The following is an 18,302-nucleotide window of genomic DNA, read 5'->3' on the forward strand; positions in this document are numbered from 1 at the left end:
AGAAACAACGCTTTTACATCAATTTATGAATTTGTAAAATTTGAAATCAAAGTGTGACTTTTCACGTTCAAAAATCCCGCCAATCTACGGGATAATCCCGTCAGTTTGTTCGTTCAATAACCATTCATAAGGGCTAAACATGAAATTAATTAAGTCTTATAATCGCGACTTTCGCGTCAGCAGGAGCGACGGGTCGTTCATGCTATACTAGACATAGCGTTATGAAGTCAACCCAGTAGGACTGACTTGTGATCACAGCACGTTACCTATTCTTAGGAGGAATTTTTATGACCCAATCGCCATTTACCCCGACGACCGTTCGTCAGTATCCCAAGATTGATCTGCACTGCCATCTTGAAGGATCGCTCTCCCTCGTGGCCTTGCGTGAGATGGCACAAGTGACGGCAACACCACTGCCCACTAATGATGATCGCCTTCAACAGCTGCTCACCACCACGGCAACAGACCCGACGACTACCGATTATTTAAAGCGCTTTCGTCCGATCATTGATCTCATGCAAACGACCGAACAACTTCAAATTGCCGGATTCGATATTGTGCGTTCTGCGGCCGCTGATGGGTTAATCTACATGGAAACCCGTTCCACACCAACCCTCTATACGCAAGGCGGTCTAACCTTGGAACAGGCCATTGAAGCCCTCTTAAGCGGCCTCCATGCCGGCACCAAGACGTTCGGTATCCCAGTTAACGCCATTGTTTGTGGCCGGCGTGAACGCAGTCTAGCTGAGATCAGCACCGTCTTCAAGACAGCCGCCAAGTTTGCTGATCGGGGTGTCGTTGGCCTTGACCTTGTCGGTGATGAATTCGACTATCCGACCGTTGACTTGGCCGATGCCATTCGGGCCGCACATGCCACGGGGTTACCGATTGCGTTACACGCGGGAGAGACGGCCCCCGTTGATAATATCGTGGTCGCCATGACGCTCAATGTGGCTCGGATTGGCCACGGGCAACGACTCAACGGCTTCCCGGCTGCCATGGATCGCGCGAAACGGACGAAAACAACCCTTGAGACTTGTCTGACTAGCAGTCATCATTCCACGACACTACCGGATTATCCTAATCTCCCCCTACAAGACTTTCTGGCAGCTGGCCTCAAGGTTACGGTTAATACCAATCATCGAACCATCGCCAATGTTAACTTAACTGATGAAATTTTGGCCCTACACACCCATCATCACCTAGACTGGCCACAACTTCGTCAGCTCACACTGAATGCCATTGACGGTGCTTTTTTGCCGGACATCGACAAGGCTAACCTCCGCAGTCAGATTCCGGAAAACCAGTAATCATTAAACAAGGGGTCTGAGGCTTGGTCTCAGGCTCCTTGTTTGTCCACCAAACAACTCTGGCTATAACCGGCAGTCACTGGCCTTGCCAGTGACTAAAAACTTGGTTAAAGTAATCATTAACAAAGGAGGCTTTCCATGGCCCAAAACTACCCTTACCAAAATGCCTTTAATCGTGTCCTACGCGAGCGTACTATGGCACAAGCCACATTCGATGACTATAACACCACATTGACTGATTTCTTCAAATATCTAGAGAATTTCAATCCCACTTATCAACGCGACCATCGGGTCAATCAATTACAAACTGCCGATGTTCAACAATACTTAGCGATGCTCGTTGACCAGCGACACATTCAAAATCAAACCTACAATAAGGTGTTGTCACACCTCAACGTCTATTTTAAATTTCTATTTTCCCATGGCTGGACACCCTACTTGCCAACCTTAGATCTCAAGAGCAAGCCTAAGCAGGCAACACCACCGGTCAACTTTCGGTGGGTGGATACGCTCGATGACTTATTAGCGGATCGTCGACTCCACGTCTACACCCGCCTGACACTTCTCTTAATTGCTCACGGCTTCTCTGCTCAGCTTTTTTTAAAGCCGCATTTTGCCGCCCAACTGTCCACGACAACCACAGACTGGTCGCCTGCGGCGCAAACCTTTCTTCAAGAGTTTCGGGTCTTCATCACCCCACTTCAAGCACGCTTTCAAACATCTGATTGGTTTTTGAAGCAACGCGCGGCACCAGATCCGCACCTCACCCTACCCGGCCTTCACAAGTATCTGAAGCCGGATGAAGCGTTGACCGGATTTGCGTTAGGTCCTACTGGTCTTTACCAAGGCTACTTAGTTAACTATCTTCGGCATCATCCCCGACAATCTGATCGTGAGGTCATCACCACCCTACACTTAGATCCGGACACCATCGACTACTATCGCCGACTCGCCCAACGCGCCGAATAGTTCCCGACCACTTTACGTTGAACCCCCTATACTATATAGTTAAAGTAACTCATATTGGGGGAATAATTTATGAAGAAACATTGGTGGATTTTAGGTAGTCTGATTGCCTTACTCGCGCTACTGGTGGGAACAGTTGCCTGGCAACAACAGACGTCCAAGCAGGCTGCTGCACCCACAAAAGACTCACGAACCAAGCAGCGAACGGCACGCTCAACTGTTGCTAAACCGAAAGTAAAACCCTGGATTAAGCTTAAGCAACCGCTTAAGCTGCCCATTTTGATGTATCACAGCATCTCAAGTGGTAATCAACTGCGTGTCCCTTCACGCCAATTCCAACAAGAAATGGCTTACTTACAGCGACACCATTATCGTACCCTAACCGCAGATGAAGCCGTTCGCGCCTTGACGACCAACACGATTCCTAGTAAAAAAGTTGTCTGGGTCACACTCGATGATGCGTACAAGGACAATCTAACGCATGGTCTTCCCGTCTTAGAACAAACGAAGGTCCATGCCACCATCAACGCCATCACGGGCTTCACGCACAAGGCCAATCACCTAACGCTTTCAGAAATGAAACAAATGAAAGCGACGGGTCGCGTGGACTTCGCTAGCCATACGGTTCAACACCTGGATCTCAACGAGATTACCGCCGCTCAGCAAAAGACGGAATTGGTCAATGCGAAAACATGGTTAGATGCTAAAATGCACCAGAACACCAAGGTTCTCTGTTATCCGGCAGGCCGAGCTGATGGCACGACTCACCGATTGGCCAAACAGGCTGGTTACAGCATTGCCTTGACGACGCAAGAGGGCCTAGCCCAAATGAGTCAAGGTCGCTACAATCTCTCCCGGCTACGGGTCACACCAGGGATGACGACCGCGACCTTTGCGAGTCTGTTAGCTGTTAAAAACAACTAATATCTCTCACAGAAAGCGCTTCCTATTGTGTCATAGCGAGACTCGGCGTACAATAAGGATGAACACCAGGTTATGAGGAGGTCGTTATCATGGGGAGCGTTGTCACGTTGGCAACTTGGTCATTCATGCTAGTCTTAATCGGTGCCGAAATTATCCGCGGAATTTTTATGTTTAAGGGTTAACATTAAGCAAACTATCGTCTCAAGACGTCGTATGAAAATGGTGCTATCCTACTAATTTTCGTACGACATTTTTGATCACGCGTACATCCAGTCCCGCTAAATGTCGGTTGACAGTGCCTTATTGGGATCTTAGAATTAAAGGCATATCGGGGCATTTCAAGGAGGAGTCATCATGAAAAAGTTTAAAATCGGTCTGATCACTGGACTAGCTGTCTTTGCCCTCTTCGGTGGTGTCATCGGGACTAGTCTACCTGGGACCCAAGTCACGGCATCTGCCAAAACTACCAAAAAGGCCAAAGCTATCAAGAAACCACGCTGGGAACGGCCATCTGAAAATAAGCCCTACCCCAATCTGAAAGTACATAAGCACGTCTACCTACAGGTCTCAATCAAAAAACAACGGGTATACGTCATGAGCAAACACCATAAAGTCCTTTATACCATGATTTGCTCAACTGGGAAGAAGTCGACACCAACGCCTAAGGGAACTTTCCACATTCAAAACCGGGGGAAGCACTTCGTGGGGGCCAACTACTGGACCTCCTTTAAGGGCTGGGGAATCTATATGTTCCACTCTGTCGTCATCAACAGTCAGGGCCAATACATCAAGAGTGAAGCCAAGAAACTGGGCCACCGGGCGAGCCATGGTTGCATTCGGATGCCAATTCCCGATGCGCACTGGATTAACAGTCACATTCCGGCCAAGACTAAGGTCATTATTCATTAAAACATGATTTGATTAAGGGGCGAGACCTTTGTGTCTTGCCCCTTTTTGGTCGGGTTAGCTATTTGAATTCAAGTTCAAGATTAAGATGGCCGCCTGCGGCTGCCAGGGATTACGCCTGCTGTGGGTTCAAACGACTAGTCTAACCCACTAAAGTTCTAGTCTATTTACCGCTATTGGCAAGGACACCATCGTAGTCTTTGATAAATCTCACACGAAGGGGTTAACTGCCACTGAATCTAAAGAATAAAACACTACTCGGCATCGGAATCCTTCGGGCTGGTCGATGCTTTTTTAATGTTTCCACTCTTCGGATACACAAAAGGACGGCCCTCGGCCGTCCTTTAAACCCGTCTTAGCTACTGGTTTATTCCTTCTGACGTAACTTAATCAATGATAAACCTGACAAGGCTAGCAACAAGCTCCCAATCAAAGCGAAAATGCCATGAGCCTGTTCATCGGTTTGTGGCAAAGTGGTTGCTGACTGACCGTTGTCTCTCGTTGTTGTCAAATCAGTCAGTCCCGCTGTGACCTGATCATGAGCTCCAGCCTGCCGGGCTTGTCGGTCCGCCGTCCCCTTGGCATCACGGTTTACGATTGCTGAATTCTTAGTCTGTTGTCGGCTTTGGTCTGGCGTCTTCCCACTCGTCTTCGGTTCCACTGGGGTTGCTGTGTCAGTCGGTAAGTCCCCCGGATTCGTCGGCTTGTCGCCGGGATCAATTCCTGGTGTCTGATCACCCTCACCGGGTCTCTTCGGATCGGTTGTTCCTGGATTGCCAGTTGGCGTCTCCTGGATGTGAGTCAGTGTGATCGTTGGGGCTTGTTTAGCCGTTAACGTCGCAAATCCAGTCTCCACCGTTTTGCCACCTGGGTAGTGACCCGTCACGGTACCAATGCCATCCGTCACTTCATGAGGTGCCGGAGACGTTGGCACTTCCGCGTCGGCCGTCAACTCACCGGTCTCCCAGGCACCGGAAGAGGCTAAGGTTTCCGCCGTAAAGGTCTTTAACGTTGGTAAGGTACTCTCACTTGAGAGCGCCGTATGATCAGTAACCCCAGGTTGTGGCGATGCCGTGTAGAAGAAAGCAAAGACATGATTGAAGGTCGAATTGCGACTGACCCCCGAAAACATCGCCATCAATTCCGAAACGGGATCGAGCGTGGTAAAGGTATAAATATCCCCCAGGGTCTTAACCTTTAAGCCTTCGGCATTCAGCCCGGTTCCTGTACCCGGAACCTCGACCCCCGTCAGATGGTAAGTCACCCCGTCCTTTTCAAAATTTGGCGTGATCATTCCTGTTAACAGATCGGTCAATTCTGTGACTTTAGCCGGACTCACACGATAATAAGGGGTTCCAGACTCACTGGTTGCTGCTATTTTAGCCTGATCGTCAATAGTCACAGTTTCACTAGTGCCAACCTTATCGCCCGACAAATCGGCACCGGTAACACCAGCACCGCGACCCACAAAGTAAGCCAAGTCCTTACCAAAGAATTGATAAATATTGATTGTTGTTCCGCCTTCTACTCCACCGTTCTCGAGGCTGGTTGGGACCCCATTCGTAGATAAATTGGCCCCATTTTCCATACTTTCAACTGCCGTTGCATTGATTTCCTCATCGGGAGCCTGCGTTTCTAGATAGGTTAAAAATTCCCGATAGCTGGTCTCAAAGGTGGTAAAGTTGCTGCTAAATGACGTTTGCTGGATCATCATGTCCACGACTTCTGGATACGTGTAAGTGACCTCACCAATACCGTAATCTGTTTGCGCTTTTTCTAAATTTGTCACCAGGTCACTGTAACTCATTGTTGTATTTGTATCATCGCCAGCGATTGCCAGCTGGTAATCCGCCGCCTTAGCCACTAAATCATCACCGATCGCTTGGAAACTGTGGGCCAATGTGGTCCACATGTCTCCTTGATAAGATGTCGTATAGAGCGCGTTTAACATGGCTTGATCGGCGTTAATGGTCATCACGATCTGATTGACTTGGACAATCCGCTGTTGCAATTGGAACTCGGCTTTGATCACCGCCAATAGTGCGGGTGTAGCGTCCATGATCGTGCTATTTTCAGTAAATTCAGTGTTGAGATCCGTCTGTAATGTGGCTAGGTCTGGCAATTCTCCATCGGTCGCCTTGGTTTCACGACCGCTTGCGGCTAAAGCCGTTTGATAAGTACGCAACGTTGCTTGATAGGCCGCCTGACTGGTTGTGAGTACCGCAAGTGTCGCCTTGACATTCGCTTGGGCGTCCTGAACGTCTGTTGTCAATTGTTCAAAGTCCGGGAAAGTTTGATCCGTAGCAGTCGCTGCCGCCACGGCTGCGCCATAATCTCGATAGGCCGACTGCCAAGCGGTTAACTTGTCCTGTAGGTCAATCAGCGCTTGCGTGAAGGGTTGTGTAACCGCCCGCTTGTTTTGGACGAGCTTATCGTAGGCCTGCTTCAGCGGTGCCGTAATTGCCGTGACCACTTGCTCGGCCGCACTCAGCGTTTCTTGTGCTTTGGCTAGAGAGGCTGTGTAAGTCGCGACTTGTCCCTCAAAATAGGTGGTTGGCCGCCCAGCACTCTGTGCGTCTGCAAGACCCTGTTGGGCATTTGTCAACCTTGTTAATTCCAAATCAACATTCATTTGGGCTGTTGTATAAGTGCCAAATTCGGTCGGATAATTTGTCTCAGCATCTTGGTAGGCTGAGACAATGGCCTGATTATTAGGATCCGACATGACAGCACTGTAAGCCACCTGCAACTCGGCGATTCGGTTAACAGCGGCGGCCACCGCTTCCTGAGCTGCTAACAATCCGTTACCCTCTACTCTGGCTGGCATCGTCAATCCCGCTAACGCCTGATTATAGGCCGCAACGGCGTCCTGCCAAACTTTAATAGCCCCGTTATACGCGTTACTCTCATTCTGAACAAGTTGGTATTTTTCCACTGCCGCATCGTAGGCTTCCTGAACCTGGCGATCCGCTAGCAGTTGCGTCATATCCGGGAGTTGGTCGCTATTAATAACGGCCAGCTTGCCACCCGTCTTATCATTGTACGCGACGACCACCGCATTATAGGCCGCAACGGCCTGATCGTAAGTGACCTTCAGAGTGGCTAAGGCCGCACTACTCAGCGTGGGACTGTCCAGTCCGACGTTCAAAGCATCCGCCGCTGTCGTCAACTCAGCACTGACCTGATTCACCTGTTCCGAGACAGCGTAGTTCGCCAGATTGGTTTGGACGACCTGGACCTGGGTGGTCACGCTTTGCTGAAAATCAGCTGTCAATTTCTGATAATCGGCCAGTTTGGTCCCCGTCGTTTCGGTATCTGTCACCTCTTTGACGGCGTTAGGTTGTTCCTTAATCGTGGCATTGATCTTATCCTGATAGGCCGCAATCAGGGCTTGGGTCTTAGAGGCCGAGTCCGTGAACTCACTGGCATTCTTTTGGTAGTCATCTAAAGCTGCTTGCAAGGTTGTTTGCCAATCAGTCTGTGCTGTTAAATCCGACTGATTCAACAGAGCCTGTAATTTTGCCAGGCTATCGTTGACGGTTGCAGCCTGATCGTTAGTCGTGTCGACCTGCGTCTGGGCATCATCGTAGGTCGCATCCAGGGTCGCATCAACCGGCGTTGTGGTCTGGGTGACCGGTTCATCGGTGACAACTTCTTCTGCTTTAACTGTCCGTTCCTGGGTAGCCGCAATCGCCGCATCCCCTGGCAACTCTTCTCGTGGATCCCCATTAGTGGCCGCCGACGCGGTGAGGGGTGGCCCCATACTTAATCCGGCCATGAGACCCACCAGTGCAATCGATCCCACAACCCAGCTTTTTCCAACCTTATACATTTTAAGGTGTTCCTTGGTGATTCGATTTCGATTGAAATACATGGCGATTCCTCCTAAACGTCTTGTGATTAAGTGACGGTCAAATTCGCATTGTGAAATAATGATCAAGACAAGTATAACAAGGTTAAAACTGTTTATCAACCTTATTGATCACCTCTCAATACTTAACTAAACATTATCACCCTAAGTGGTTACTATCTTCTTAAATAAGGAACAAAATCCCTTCTTTTCTTCGTCCTAGAGTGGCCAAATCAAGACAATTATCCAGCAAGGCTGAATAATTTTAATCATCGGCACTAGTGGATTCGGAGCGGTCTTAAGAACCAATTAGTCGTTCAAAAGTTGTCGTTGCTGTTTTCATGTGAGAATAGTTTTGAATAACTTTCATTTTCTGCCAGATTTACCAAATATTTCAGCTTTAACGCTATCTGGCTTCACCATCACGCTATGAAAATAGCCACAAATTCCGCAAAACGTGAAATTGGTTTGACATTTCTTTTCACGCACCGTCAAGCACTGCTTATGGCCACCTGTTTTCCGACGCACCCCTTACAATGGCCCAACTACTCCACTATAATCGGCCATACATGGCCGTTACTCGATTGGTCGTTGTTCACCTATGCCCGGCATGGGTACCAGTGTCCCCGTCTTTTCACACCCATTTAAGACAGGCCGTGCCTATCACTTTAAAAGGAAATACGCTACACTAGAAACAATTGCTTTTTCTCAGACCACATTCAAGAAAGGAATTCATCCGCATGTTGTTAGTTGCCTTCTTCTGTACCCTGTCGGCCTTTATCATGGCGATCATGGGTATTGTTCAGCGTCGTCAACACCTCCGCCTCCTAGCTAGCGTCTACATCGCCTACTACCTGATCGCTCTGGTCGCCGTATTTATCGTTCTACCAAGTAAAGCCCTCTTTAGTCTGATCATCTTAAATGTCATCAGCGGTATCTGCTACCTGCCATTTCTGGCCTTCAGTAGTCCTGACGTCGTCATTGAAACCGGCGAGAACCGGCCACGTGTCCGGAGCCGAAATCGTGGCTTGAACGTCGCAGCCGGCATCTTAGGACTACTCTTTCTAACTAGTCTCTTCGGGGCCGCGCAAACCAAGTTCGGCGTCAAGCCCGTCTATAATTCCCTCAAAATTAAAACGATGAAAACCGCCCCGCTCCTGGATAAGGATGCCACTCCTATCGCGATTGCCCCCAAGACCGTGCGGAACAAGATGAATAAGGCCATGAGTGCCGTCCCCAATACCTCCTACTACAAGTTAGGCGCGCTTCAAACCCAGGTGGTCAAGGGCAAGACCGTCTACATCGCCCCCGTCGAATTCGACGGCTTCTGGCGTTGGCAACGGGCGAAGAAAAGTCCTGGCTACTTCATAATCGATGCAACGAACGTCAATGCCGAACCCAAATTCGTCAAACAACCGATGACCTACACGCCGAGTGCCTATCTTTTCGATGACGCACAACGCGTGATCTATAACCGTTTCCCGAGCTGGGTTCAGGAGGGGCAACCCCAACTGGAAATCAAGGATAACGGGGAACCCTACTTCATTCAAACGGTCTACAAGGCGCGTGGGGTCTCTAGTCGTATCAACTACAAGAGCCTGCACGTTGCGGTCTTAAACGCCAAGACCGGCGAGACCAAGCTTTACTCAGCCGCCGGTGCACCGAAATTTATCAACGAGTCCATTGCCTCTTCAACCGCAGCCGAAATGAATGAAATCTTCGGCTGGTACAGTAACGGTTTCTTTAACGCCCATTTCAACAAGACCGGCGTCAAAGACCCGAACAGCAATGGAACCGAAGACGGCGTCACGCCAGTCGTCGACAAGCATGGTAACATCTCCTACTTTAACGACTTCACCTCACCCAAGACCGGGGCTGACTCGACCATGGGTTACTCCATGATCAACGCTCGAACTGGGACTCTAACCTACTACACCGGTAAAAACATCGGGGTCATGGATAGCGATGGCGCCAAGAAAATTGCCGAGAAGGAATACGTTGCCCAGAAGTGGTCGGCCACGATGCCCATCATGTACAACATTGATGGCACCCCAACTTGGGTCGTCTCCCTCTTAGATTCCACCGGGGCCTTCCGAAGCTACGCCTACATTAAGGCGGCCGATCAGAGTGTGAAGGCTTACGCCACCACGGCTACCCAAGCTCTGGACCAATATCGCGTCCAGCTCGCCTCTGCCGGATCGACGGCCAGCTCAACGACAACCTCCAAGACCCTTAAAACCAGTGGCACTGTCGAACGGGTCGTCGTCATCCCCAATGGTGACACCCAAAATGTACTCTTCGCCTTGAAGGGGCAGGACACCCTCTGGACCATCGGTACCGCTGATTACCCTAAGGCTGTCCTGATGACCGCTGGTGATCGGGTAAAACTCACCGGTCGCGTCAACGAAGGTGCCAAGACCGGGACTGTTGAGGATTATGTCAACCGGACGTTTAACTAACACTCACCGACACAATGAAACAAGTCACATTCAAAAGGCCTGAGACAAAGTCTCAGGCCTTTTGAATGCTCCGAACGTCCGACTAAGGGCAGTCAATAACGTCCTTTGTCACACTATCTCCTATTCTGTACGAAAAAACTTCACCGTAATTACCGGGTGAAGCTCATCTCATCCGCGGCCAAGGGTCCCACTAATTCATGTGGCAAATAAGGTGCTTCCAAATAAGCGATGTCTTCGGCCGATAGCTTCAGGTTCAAAGCCTTCACGGCACCTTGCAGGTGGCTAGATTTAGTGGCACCGATGATTGGCGCCGTCACAGTTGGCTTTTGTAAGAGCCAAGCCAAGGCCACCTGAACCCGCTCGACACCATATTTTTTAGCGATCTCGCCGACTCGCGCAATGATCGGCATGTCTAAGTCCTTGCTGTCATTGTACTTTTCACGAGCCACCTTATCCGTAGCATAGCGCTTCGTTTCACCGGCCCAATCACGGGTCAACCGTCCCGAAGCCAAGGGACTGTATGGCGTCACAGCGATTCCTTGATCAGCACACAGGGGTAGCATCTCCCGTTCCTCCTCACGATAGAGTAGGTTCAGGTGATTTTGCATCGAAACAAATTTGGTCCAACCATGTTGTTCAGCAACGGCTTGGGCCTTCTCAAATTGCCAGGCAAACATGGCAGAGGCCCCAATGTAACGCGCCTTACCCGACTTGACGACATCATTTAAGGCTTCCATGGTTTCTTCAATCGGTGTGGTGTAATCCCACCGGTGAATGATATAAAGGTCGACGTAGTCCGTTTGAAGGCGTTCCAGACTCTGATCAATTTGTGAAAGAATCGCCTTCCGCGAAAGTCCTGCTAAGTTGGGGCCCTCCGTTGGCGTGAAGAAGACCTTCGTGGCCAAAACAATCTTGTCTCGGTCGGCCAATTTGTTCAGAGCGTGACCAACGAACCGTTCGCTGTCCCCGTGAGAGTAGATGTTGGCCGTATCGAAAAAGTTAATCCCGAGGTCCAAGGCTTCCTTGATAACCGCCTCACTCGGCTCCTCACCAATCACCCAGGGAAACATCCCCGTAGACGCATTACCGAAACCCATCGTTCCTAAACACAATCGGGAAACGTCGAGACCGGTATGACCTAATTTCGTATATTTCATTTTTGGGCTTCCTTTACTGAATTTTGTTAATCACGGTTAACCCACCCTGATTAACCAGAGTATCGCCTGTCAGGACCGTCGCATCAGCTGTCGTGATCAACAACCGAGATTCGGTTTGATAAATCTGAAAAGCGGGGGTCTGGCAATGGGCCTTAAAAGCCGCCAGATCTTGAAAGACTTCAAAAATCACCCAGCGCGTCGGATCGTCGACAGCCTGTCCCACCAACGCGACCAACAGACCAACTTCGGCGGCCATCGCTGGTCGTATGCTAGCCGTCACCAGCGTCTGATACGCCGCTGCTCGATCGACCGGAATCGTCAACTCGGTTAGTTGGCTGAACTGTGATGCATCGCCTCTTAAGGGGGTAGGTTTTTCCAACAAGAGTCGTGGGGTCAGCTGGCTAACTTCTTGACGTGTCACGGCACGCTTAGCGACCTCGCGAAAGGCCGCAAACTGTGGCGAGTGCGCGTGTTGATCGTAGCTAGCCGTGTCACGGTAGATCTCAATGACGCGATTGTCCAAGCCAGCTGGATCCACATGACTCGTATACATCGCCAGCGTCCCCGGTTCATTTTCAATTGAGGTCAAGAGGTTCCGTTCGCCAACCTTGGCAAAAGCTTCCCGTTCCTTAGCCGTAATCTTTAAGTTAAACAAGCGAAATAACGGTGTGTTCATACATTAGTCTCCTTTAGGCGTCGTCAAGGGTGCCAGCGGTTTGAGAACCCGTGCGGGAACCCCGGCAACGACCGTGTTGTCTGGCACATCCTTGGTGACGACCGCCCCGGCGCCTACCACGACGTTATTCCCGATGTGGATCCCGCCGATCACGGTCACGTTACCGCCGATCCAGACGTCATCACCAACAGTAATTGGCTTGGTCATGGTAACCAGGTAACGCGTCCCATCTGGCCGTATCCCAAAACGTTGTGTGGCATCTAACGAATGCGCCCCACAGTAGAACTTCACATCGGGGGCAACGATGACCCGATTGCCTAAACTGATCCGATTGGAATCCTGAAACGTACAGTTCCCATTAATAAAGACATCGTCGCCCACCGAAATGTGTACGCCATAGACGGCACTGATTTGACCATTGATGACGAGACGGTCGCCAGCCTGTCCGAAGAAATCCTGCATGGCTGCCGCGCGTTGGCCAGTATCCTGACTCGTGTTGATCACTCGCAGCAGAGCCTTGCCTCGTGCAATCAACTGCTGAAGTTCTGGATCACGATAATCGTAATCCTTACCCGCTGATAACTTTTCATGTTCAGTCATCACTCTTATCTGCCCCTAACCATTTAAAAATAAATGAAGTCAGTCCTCATGAATGCTTTAAAAGTGCGCAGCTGTAGTTAAAGGCCAACGCCTTTTGTGGAAATTTATCAATCTAAACCGCAGGGTGGCATGCCCCACCGGACAACTAGTCGGTCGTCATTAATCGCCGCCAGTTGCCGCTGAAGATCCGTTGCTTCTCCGTTTCTGAAACCCGCATGTCGGCCACCGCTTGTTCGACCACCGCGGTCGGCCCCACGGGTGGAATACCGAATGGCGAATCCGTCCCAAACAACACGTGATCGTTGCCGAAAAAATCAGCGGCCAGATCCAGCGCCCGGGGATTCCCCAGAATTGCGGTATCGACATAGAAACGGTGAAAATCTTCATAGTTCTCAGCCGACTGAATATATTTAATCCGCTGGCCAAACATCGGGACCATCGCCCCGGCGTGATGGACGATAACCTTTAGGTCCGGGTACTTGCGGAAGTACTTCGCGGCGACAATGCTATTCATGGCTTGGGTCAATTCGTACTCCCAACTGAAGGTTAGCTCGTTATCCGTCTTGTGCGTATCGAAGACCGGATGAAGCCAAATGGGTGCCCCGATCGCCGCTAATCTTGCGAAGATCGGTTCATACTCTGGCGCCGTAATCGGTTGACCCAAAGCCTGCGTGAAGAGCTGAACGCCCACCAGCGCATCGCTCCCGGCAACCTGATCGTCAATAATGGCGAGGGCTTCTGGGATGTTGTTCATTGGCACCATCGCCACGCCAGCCGGGAAGATATCCCGGTTGGTTCGCACCATGTCGGCAATCTCAGCGTTAGCGGCGCGACAAAGCTCAGCCGCCTGCTTGGGGGCCATGACATCCTCGGGATTCAAATTAACCGCGGAAATCACTTGTTGGTGATCAGCGGGTAACGACGCACGATGTGTCGCCAGATCGGTTAGGAGCGTATTTTTCATGTAGGGAAACTGGTCTAAAATGGTGGGAACATCCACCTGCATTCGCGCCAAAAACTGGGGTGGTAAGACGTGCGCAAAGACATCAATAACTGTCATCGGCGTGCCTCCTAGTACCAGCTCGGCTTGTCGCCATCAGTTCCTGCCTTATCCAAGCCAACGCTAGCATTAGCATACAGACTAGGATCGGCAATAACCTTGAAGGCAAAGTCAGCCACACTCTGACGGGAGACCTCGGTTCCCTTGAACCCATCGGCCATGGTCGTCACTTCATAGTCAACTTCATCCTTATCAGTCAACCAAGCCGGCCGAATCTCAGTAAAGATCACGCCAGACTTTTCCACGATCTCTGCCGTCTCACGGAATCCCGGCAAGTAGGCCCCAATCATCTTTTCATTCCATTCTCCGAACTTACCAGGAACTTCGTGGTGTGCCCCCAGTGAACTGATATAGATCAGCCGTTTTGTCTTCGTCTGCGTCATGGCGTCCAACACACTCTGCGTTTGAGTCGCTAAATCTTGTCCTCCTAAGTTGGAGTAAACAACATCAACACCCGCCATTGCCTTCGCAACAGCTGCCGTATCATAAACATCCCCGTCAACCAGCGCGACACGGTCATTAGCCGCATACTGGTTCAAGCGATCAGCGTTCCGTAAAAATAGCGTTAAGGTCGCCGTGGTTTCATGCAATAGGCGCTCCGTTAAAATCCGGGCCATAGCCCCGTTGGCACCAATAATCATCACTTTAGTCATTTGAAAATCCTCCTATTGTTCGCAAATATTAGTTAGTCCCTTACTGGCGACGACTTATAAACATTATGATACGCTACTTAACCCATGAGGAGTGCTCAGAAACCTTTAACCCTCAACCGTTTAAAAGGGCCACGGTTCCACTAGCAGGCTGCACTGGTTTGCAGCACCTGAGTTGGCAGCTCGGTAATCCTCAGCTCAAGTCGTTCCAAAGATGTCTGTAAGTGGTCAATTTGAGCGCGTAACGCTGTGGCCTGAGCTATCAAGATTTCCCGCTGTTCTCCCATCGATTCGGCCATTTGGAGCTGTTTAATCTCCTCAATCGTGACGCCACAGTCGCGCAAATCCAGGATCCCCTTGATTTGCGCAATATCGGTGTCGCTATAGTCTCGCATCCCACTAACTCGAGCGATCGGTGTCATAATCCCGATCTGCTCATAATAGCGGAGCGTCCACGCACTGGTTCGTAACTGCTTAGCGGCTTCATTGATTTTCATGGGCATTCCTCTCACTTTCTAGGCTGGCAAAATTTCTACGGTAGCTGACTGAGGACCCGCCGTTAACATTGGTTGAACGTAGGCACTGTCCTGATATTTCTGGCGATAAGCGGCATCAATCCGTGCGGTTAGATCAGCGTCGCTTGTGCTGGGACTAAAGCCTACCTGAAAGGTCTGACCATCCAAGTAGATTCGTCCCGCCCGCTGGCTCATCGCGGCTTGATACCACGAGGAACGCTGCCCGTTCCAAGCCCGCACATACAGGTGCTCACCCACGACCACAGACCAGATCCAAGTTGGCGTTCCATAGGTCTGGCCATCGCTATAAAATGGTGAAATCTGTAGGTCGTCAGCGTTGGCAAAGGCGCGTAGCCGTTGCACGGTCCATTTTTTCATCCACCCTCGTTCCTTTCTGTGCTGTGTACAAGTCCTATCTTATGAGTTGACTTTCAATATGTCGAATGCTTAGATCAAATTAGGTGCTATACAGATTAGTTATAGGAGATGACAACGATGGAACTACGCGTCTTACGTTACTTTTTGATGGTCGTTCAGGAAAAGAATATCAGTCAGGCTTCGGAAAGGCTTCATGTCTCGCAACCCACGGTTTCGCGGCAACTCAAAGAACTAGAGACCGAGCTTGGCACGGTGCTTTTCGAGCGGGGTAATCGCAACATCCAGTTGACGGCCGACGGTGAATATTTCGCCAATCAGGCCAAACAAATTCTGTCCTTGACCGATAAGACGCTGGCCAACATTCATCAGGAACAAGATATTCGAGGGGCAGTCTACGTCGGCAGTGCCGAGGCGCGGAGCATGTTGACTGTGGCCCAAGCCATCGGTCACCTGAATCGCCGACACCCGCACGTGCAGATCAACCTCGTCAGTACCGATGCTAGTGACACCCATCACCAGCTCAGCTCTGGCGTCTTTGACTTTGGCGTCGTCATGGAACCCACAGACAAGACCGACTATGACTTCTTACGGTTGCCCGGCGAGAGTCGCTGGGGCCTCTTGGTTCAGAATCACTCGCCGCTAGCCCAGCAATCCACCGTAAGTCTCGCTGACATTGCCAACACAACGCTCATTTTGCCGCAACAGGGTGGCAGTCAACGTATCCACGCCCTCTTTGGACTTAACTGGGATGACCTGCACGTTGCTGCCACCTATAACTTGCTATACAACGCTTCACTCCTGGTCTCGGCTGGCGTCGGGAGCGCGCTAGGCCTCGATGGCATTATCAACACGAACCAATCCGACCTCACCTTTGTGCCCCTAGAACCACGAATTTCGTCCGGCTCTAGTCTGGTTTGGTTAAAGGGCCAACGCTTGTCCACTGCCGCGCAGGCGCTACTGGCTCAGATTCGATCTGAGTTGACACCAGTTAAAAATTAACCAACGCTTAGTCTTCATCTGGCGTGGTTCCCTTTACGCGGCGCAAAACCCGGGCTGGTGATCCGACGACGACCATGTTAGCCGGCACATCCTTGGTCACAATGGACCCAGCCCCGACGATTGCATTTTCACCTACCGTCACTCCCGGGAGAATCATGGCCTTGGCACCGATCCAGGCGTTTTTTTCAATATGAACCGGTTTCGCATAAACGTCGCGCCGATGGGCAGGATCTTCAACATGATTGACCGTAATCAACATGGCTCCCGGCCCAATCAAGGCGCCATCCGCCAAATAGATACCGCCTAAATCCACAAACATCACACCTTGATTGACGTAAACGTTTTGGCCGATAAAAAGATGTGGGCCAAAGTCGCTGTGAACCGGGGCATTTACCTCTGTTGACTCGGGGATGCTGTACCCCACGACCCGACTGAGCGTTGCACGGCGTTCGTCATTCGTTTGATCACTCTGGTTAAACTTTTTCAAAAGCGCCTGTGTTCTTTGAACGGTCTGACTGATAAGTTGAAAGTCTGCACCGGTGAAGTCCAGAGGCTCCCCGGATAAAGCGCGCTGAAAAATTGCTGGTTCAGTCATACTGATAACCTCCTTTTGTTATAAAGGCCAGTATAGGGAGTCTGATTGATCATAGCCAATACTTAAATTAAATCATCATATATTACTTTTAGGCATAGCCATGCCGGCCGTCTAGAAACCAAACCCCAAAAAAGCCAAACCGAGACGGGGGAGTGTCGGTTTGGCTTTTTAATGTGACCTGTCTGATCAGTCAAGTTCGTTTGACTGTTGTCTGCTTTCGTTACTGAGTTTGTGGTAGCTGGTTAAACCATTAGATTTGTCTGATTCACTGGAATCGGATCGGCCATCGCCGTTTGATTCTGGTGGTAGCCTTCAAAATAGCCAGGCTTAACCCCGTTATCCGTAATGACTCAAGACCAGAGGCATTATTCATGCCCCGGAGCTAACCGTTTATTTTTGCACGCTTAGCTTAATCGCCAACTGGATGCCAGCCGTTGGCATCACTCAGCCGGTTCAAGAAGGCCATGTCCTTGTCGTTAATTTCAAAGTCGAGTTTTGCATTGGCTTCAACGTGAGCCATTGCCCGGGCTTTTGGCAGTGGAGCAACGCCATTTTGGATGACGAACCGCAGGGCCAATTGCGGAATTGAAACCTTGTAATTACCGGCCACACGTTCGAGCTCTGGGCTATCGACCAAGCCACCGGTTGCCAGTGGTGAGTATGCCTGAACTAGAATCTGGTTATCATTTGCCGTCTTTACAATCGTATCCTGCGTGTGACCGACGTAGTATTGAATCTGGTCAACAGTCGGCTTAACCGTCAGGCCATCCCACGTTAACAGATTTTCGAGGTCATGGGAATTGAAGTTAGACACCCCAATGGCCTTGGCCCGGCCGCTGTTGTAGATATCTTGCATGGCTCGCCAAACGTCACGGTTCTCAGCATCATGGTTACTGCCCATTTGCGCCCATGGCCATGGGGCGTGGATGATGTAAGAGTCGACATAATCCAGGTTTAAGGCAGCTAAACTACTCTCGAAGTCGGCCATTGCGGCATCGTAACTCTTCGATTCGGCAGGTAACTTCGTTTGGACGAAGATGTCTTCGCGTGCGACATCACTGTCGGCGATGGCTTCACCTACACTCTGTTCATTCTGGTAGGCTTTGGCGGTATCAATGAAGCGATAGCCGGCCGTTAGAGCGTTGGTCACGGCGTCATAAGTTTCCTTACCAGGCCGTGTTTGCCAGGTTCCAAATCCAACCTTGGGCATCTTTAACTCATTATTTAAGGTAAATTCATCTGTAATTGTTGGCATTC

Annotated in this window: 16 protein-coding genes; 6 read left to right on the plus strand and 10 right to left on the minus strand. The window is 50.4% G+C overall.

What is annotated here, in order from left to right; all coding sequences use genetic code 11:
- The first annotated feature begins 287 nt into the window (after nucleotides 1-287).
- From add to EKM71_RS05220, 4 genes are all read left to right on the plus strand, one after another.
- Complete coding sequence (add, locus tag EKM71_RS05205; RefSeq protein ID WP_125573594.1) at nucleotides 288-1,310, plus strand: adenosine deaminase; 1,023 nt, start codon at nucleotides 288-290, stop codon at nucleotides 1,308-1,310.
- 138 nt (nucleotides 1,311-1,448) lie between these two features.
- Entirely contained in the window at nucleotides 1,449-2,279 is an 831-nt protein-coding gene (locus EKM71_RS05210; RefSeq protein ID WP_125573595.1) for a site-specific integrase, read from the plus strand.
- A gap of 69 nt (nucleotides 2,280-2,348) precedes the next feature.
- Nucleotides 2,349-3,200, plus strand: a complete 852-nt coding sequence (locus EKM71_RS05215) for a polysaccharide deacetylase family protein (RefSeq protein WP_125573596.1) — start codon at nucleotides 2,349-2,351, stop codon at nucleotides 3,198-3,200.
- A 354-nt stretch (nucleotides 3,201-3,554) separates the two neighbouring features.
- Nucleotides 3,555-4,109: a L,D-transpeptidase gene (locus tag EKM71_RS05220; protein WP_125573597.1), complete on the plus strand. Its 555-nt coding sequence runs from the start codon at nucleotides 3,555-3,557 to the stop codon at nucleotides 4,107-4,109.
- Nucleotides 4,110-4,473: 364 nt separating this feature from the next.
- On the opposite strand, the gene EKM71_RS05225 is transcribed toward EKM71_RS05220, so the two are convergent.
- Entirely contained in the window at nucleotides 4,474-7,980 is a 3,507-nt protein-coding gene (locus EKM71_RS05225) for a KxYKxGKxW signal peptide domain-containing protein (protein ID WP_125573598.1), read from the minus strand.
- A 716-nt stretch (nucleotides 7,981-8,696) separates the two neighbouring features.
- Here EKM71_RS05225 and EKM71_RS05230 point away from each other — a divergent pair.
- Nucleotides 8,697-10,415: a hypothetical protein gene (locus EKM71_RS05230; RefSeq protein ID WP_125573599.1), complete on the plus strand. Its 1,719-nt coding sequence runs from the start codon at nucleotides 8,697-8,699 to the stop codon at nucleotides 10,413-10,415.
- A 149-nt stretch (nucleotides 10,416-10,564) separates the two neighbouring features.
- Here EKM71_RS05230 and EKM71_RS05235 read toward each other — a convergent pair whose 3' ends face one another.
- The 7 genes from EKM71_RS05235 to EKM71_RS05265 all read right to left on the minus strand — a co-directional run bounded on the left by EKM71_RS05235 (nucleotide 10,565) and on the right by EKM71_RS05265 (nucleotide 15,451).
- Complete coding sequence (locus tag EKM71_RS05235) at nucleotides 10,565-11,572, minus strand: aldo/keto reductase (RefSeq protein ID WP_125573600.1); 1,008 nt, start codon at nucleotides 11,570-11,572, stop codon at nucleotides 10,565-10,567.
- Nucleotides 11,573-11,585: 13 nt separating this feature from the next.
- On the minus strand, nucleotides 11,586-12,248 hold the full coding sequence (locus tag EKM71_RS05240) for a putative quinol monooxygenase (protein WP_125573601.1): 663 nt from the start codon (nucleotides 12,246-12,248) through the stop codon (nucleotides 11,586-11,588).
- A 3-nt stretch (nucleotides 12,249-12,251) separates the two neighbouring features.
- Nucleotides 12,252-12,848 carry a DapH/DapD/GlmU-related protein gene (locus EKM71_RS05245; protein WP_125573602.1) on the minus strand — a complete coding sequence of 199 codons (597 nt, stop codon included), beginning with the start codon at nucleotides 12,846-12,848 and terminating at the stop codon, nucleotides 12,252-12,254.
- A 145-nt stretch (nucleotides 12,849-12,993) separates the two neighbouring features.
- On the minus strand, nucleotides 12,994-13,908 hold the full coding sequence (locus tag EKM71_RS05250; RefSeq protein WP_125573603.1) for an amidohydrolase family protein: 915 nt from the start codon (nucleotides 13,906-13,908) through the stop codon (nucleotides 12,994-12,996).
- Between the two features lie 11 nt (nucleotides 13,909-13,919).
- Nucleotides 13,920-14,561, minus strand: coding sequence for an NAD(P)H-binding protein (locus tag EKM71_RS05255; protein WP_125573604.1), 642 nt, complete (start codon nucleotides 14,559-14,561; stop codon nucleotides 13,920-13,922).
- A gap of 140 nt (nucleotides 14,562-14,701) precedes the next feature.
- A complete protein-coding gene (locus EKM71_RS05260; RefSeq protein WP_164504727.1) occupies nucleotides 14,702-15,055 on the minus strand; it encodes a MerR family transcriptional regulator in 354 nt (117 codons plus the stop codon).
- An 18-nt stretch (nucleotides 15,056-15,073) separates the two neighbouring features.
- Nucleotides 15,074-15,451, minus strand: coding sequence for a DUF2255 family protein (locus EKM71_RS05265; RefSeq protein WP_125573606.1), 378 nt, complete (start codon nucleotides 15,449-15,451; stop codon nucleotides 15,074-15,076).
- 117 nt (nucleotides 15,452-15,568) lie between these two features.
- Between EKM71_RS05265 and EKM71_RS05270 the strand changes: the two genes are divergently transcribed.
- Nucleotides 15,569-16,450: a LysR family transcriptional regulator gene (locus EKM71_RS05270; protein ID WP_125573634.1), complete on the plus strand. Its 882-nt coding sequence runs from the start codon at nucleotides 15,569-15,571 to the stop codon at nucleotides 16,448-16,450.
- Nucleotides 16,451-16,457: 7 nt separating this feature from the next.
- Here EKM71_RS05270 and EKM71_RS05275 read toward each other — a convergent pair whose 3' ends face one another.
- Both EKM71_RS05275 and EKM71_RS05280 read right to left on the minus strand, forming a co-directional pair.
- Nucleotides 16,458-17,045, minus strand: a complete 588-nt coding sequence (locus tag EKM71_RS05275; RefSeq protein ID WP_125573607.1) for a sugar O-acetyltransferase — start codon at nucleotides 17,043-17,045, stop codon at nucleotides 16,458-16,460.
- Nucleotides 17,046-17,454: 409 nt separating this feature from the next.
- A complete protein-coding gene (locus EKM71_RS05280) occupies nucleotides 17,455-18,300 on the minus strand; it encodes an aldo/keto reductase family protein (RefSeq protein WP_125573608.1) in 846 nt (281 codons plus the stop codon).
- Between the last annotated feature and the right edge of the window lie 2 nt (nucleotides 18,301-18,302).

This window comes from Levilactobacillus huananensis, assembly GCF_003946145.1.
Classification (GTDB): Bacteria; Bacillota; Bacilli; order Lactobacillales; family Lactobacillaceae; genus Levilactobacillus; species Levilactobacillus huananensis.

Excerpts from the sequence above, each read along its gene's own strand:
- EKM71_RS05260 (WP_164504727.1), bottom strand. The coding sequence starts at position 15,055 with ATGAAAATCAATGAAGCCGCTAAGCAGTTACGAACCAGTGCGTGGACG.
- EKM71_RS05215 (WP_125573596.1), top strand. The coding sequence starts at position 2,349 with ATGAAGAAACATTGGTGGATTTTAGGTAGTCTGATTGCCTTACTCGCG.
- EKM71_RS05265 (WP_125573606.1), bottom strand. The coding sequence starts at position 15,451 with ATGAAAAAATGGACCGTGCAACGGCTACGCGCCTTTGCCAACGCTGAC.
- EKM71_RS05210 (WP_125573595.1), top strand. The coding sequence starts at position 1,449 with ATGGCCCAAAACTACCCTTACCAAAATGCCTTTAATCGTGTCCTACGC.
- EKM71_RS05225 (WP_125573598.1), bottom strand. The coding sequence starts at position 7,980 with ATGTATTTCAATCGAAATCGAATCACCAAGGAACACCTTAAAATGTAT.
- EKM71_RS05245 (WP_125573602.1), bottom strand. The coding sequence starts at position 12,848 with ATGACTGAACATGAAAAGTTATCAGCGGGTAAGGATTACGATTATCGT.
- EKM71_RS05270 (WP_125573634.1), top strand. The coding sequence starts at position 15,569 with ATGGAACTACGCGTCTTACGTTACTTTTTGATGGTCGTTCAGGAAAAG.
- EKM71_RS05250 (WP_125573603.1), bottom strand. The coding sequence starts at position 13,908 with ATGACAGTTATTGATGTCTTTGCGCACGTCTTACCACCCCAGTTTTTG.
- EKM71_RS05275 (WP_125573607.1), bottom strand. The coding sequence starts at position 17,045 with ATGACTGAACCAGCAATTTTTCAGCGCGCTTTATCCGGGGAGCCTCTG.
- EKM71_RS05230 (WP_125573599.1), top strand. The coding sequence starts at position 8,697 with ATGTTGTTAGTTGCCTTCTTCTGTACCCTGTCGGCCTTTATCATGGCG.
- add (WP_125573594.1), top strand. The coding sequence starts at position 288 with ATGACCCAATCGCCATTTACCCCGACGACCGTTCGTCAGTATCCCAAG.
- EKM71_RS05255 (WP_125573604.1), bottom strand. The coding sequence starts at position 14,561 with ATGACTAAAGTGATGATTATTGGTGCCAACGGGGCTATGGCCCGGATT.
- EKM71_RS05220 (WP_125573597.1), top strand. The coding sequence starts at position 3,555 with ATGAAAAAGTTTAAAATCGGTCTGATCACTGGACTAGCTGTCTTTGCC.
- EKM71_RS05235 (WP_125573600.1), bottom strand. The coding sequence starts at position 11,572 with ATGAAATATACGAAATTAGGTCATACCGGTCTCGACGTTTCCCGATTG.
- EKM71_RS05280 (WP_125573608.1), bottom strand. The coding sequence starts at position 18,300 with ATGCCAACAATTACAGATGAATTTACCTTAAATAATGAGTTAAAGATG.
- EKM71_RS05240 (WP_125573601.1), bottom strand. The coding sequence starts at position 12,248 with ATGAACACACCGTTATTTCGCTTGTTTAACTTAAAGATTACGGCTAAG.